The 1,507-nt window shown below is 34.1% G+C and carries 2 protein-coding genes; both read left to right on the top strand.

What is annotated here, in order from left to right:
* The coding region (locus tag VIL26_08530) for a DNA repair protein RecN (GenBank protein HEY8390971.1) at positions 1–820 on the top strand (820 nt) is incomplete at its 5' end.
* A 106-nt stretch (positions 821–926) separates the two neighbouring features.
* The coding region (locus tag VIL26_08535; protein HEY8390972.1) for a SpoIVB peptidase S55 domain-containing protein at positions 927–1,507 on the top strand (581 nt) is incomplete at its 3' end.

Genomic DNA, 1,507 nt, shown 5'->3' on the forward strand with positions numbered 1-1,507 from the left:
TGCAGATAAAATTGAAGCGCGTCTTGAATTGATAAAAAATCTAAAGAGAAAGTACGGTGCTGATTTTGATGAAATCAATAAGTTTTTAGAACGCGCTCAAAAAGATTTTGACAGACTTAATTCTAGTGAAAAAGAAATTGAGAGATTGAATTCAGAAATCCAAAAATTTCGTTCTCAACTGTATGAAAAAGCGCTAGAATTATCACAAAGAAGACGAGCAAGCGCCATAGAATTTTGTTCTGCTGTTCAAAGAGAATTAAATGACTTAGGAATGACTGGCAGCAGATTTGAAGTTGCTTTTAATGATATTCCAGCAATAGAAGAATTTTCCGAAATAGTTACAGCAGATGGTTTTGATAAAATGGAGTTTTTTATATCCGCTAATATAGGCGAGCCTGCCAAGCCGCTTACCAAGATTGCATCAGGCGGTGAATTATCCAGAATTATGCTTGCCTTAAAAGTAATTTTATCTAAGCTAGATAATATTGACACTATGATTTTTGATGAAATTGATACAGGCATAAGCGGTCGTATCGGACAAACTGTAGCCAACAAGCTTGCCGAAATCTCTAGATCTCGACAGGTTATTACCATATCCCATCTTGCAACCATTTGTGCTATGGCAGACCAAAATTATCTTATTTACAAAGATGAAAATGACGGCAAGACTTATACACATGTAAAGAAACTGGATTATGAACAAACGCTAAAAGAGATAGCTAGACTATCAGGCGGATATGAAACAAGTCAATTATCATTAGATCATGCTGCTGAGTTAAAGCGGCTGAGTAATGATTATAAATCTAAAATTAATTCATAATTTTTTCGCCAATATTTAGTAATCAATACCTTGTATTAAAAATCAAAACATAACCCAAACTAGAAATACGTCCTTATAACATAAAATTATTTGCGAGGTGTACATAGTGCGTATTTTTAGGTCTATTTTAGGAATTTTATTTGCGTTTTTTTTGATCGCATTAATTATAAATATAAATCCAACTTACAATATAAGAGATAATTTAATTTCTTCTCAAAACATCAGTATTAATACATCAGCCAAAAAATCAGAATATGTTTATGTAGGAGGAATGCCTATAGGAATGACGATTGCTTCAAAAGGTGTCATTGTCATAGGTGTTACCGATATACTTACTGAAAACGGTAATGTTTCTCCTTCTAGGGCGGCAGGTTTGGAAAACGGCGATGTATTAACTGAAATAGCAGGTGAAGAAATACAAGGCGTTACATCGCTAGACCGCATAATTAATAGTCCTGAAAATTGCGGTCAAAATTTAAAACTTAAGTACATAAGAAAGAACAAAGAAAGAATTACAGAAATAACTCCTGCATTGGATGTTGCAAGCGGAAGATATAAGCTGGGATTATGGATAAGAGACAGTGCTGCGGGTATCGGAACTTTGACATTTATTAAAGAAATCAAAAACGGATACAGTTTTGGAGCATTAGGTCATCCTATCTGCGATCCCGATACTTTGACAGTGGT

The sequence above is a fragment of the Clostridia bacterium genome (assembly GCA_036562685.1).
In the GTDB taxonomy this organism is placed as follows: domain Bacteria; phylum Bacillota; class Clostridia; order Christensenellales; family DUVY01; genus DUVY01.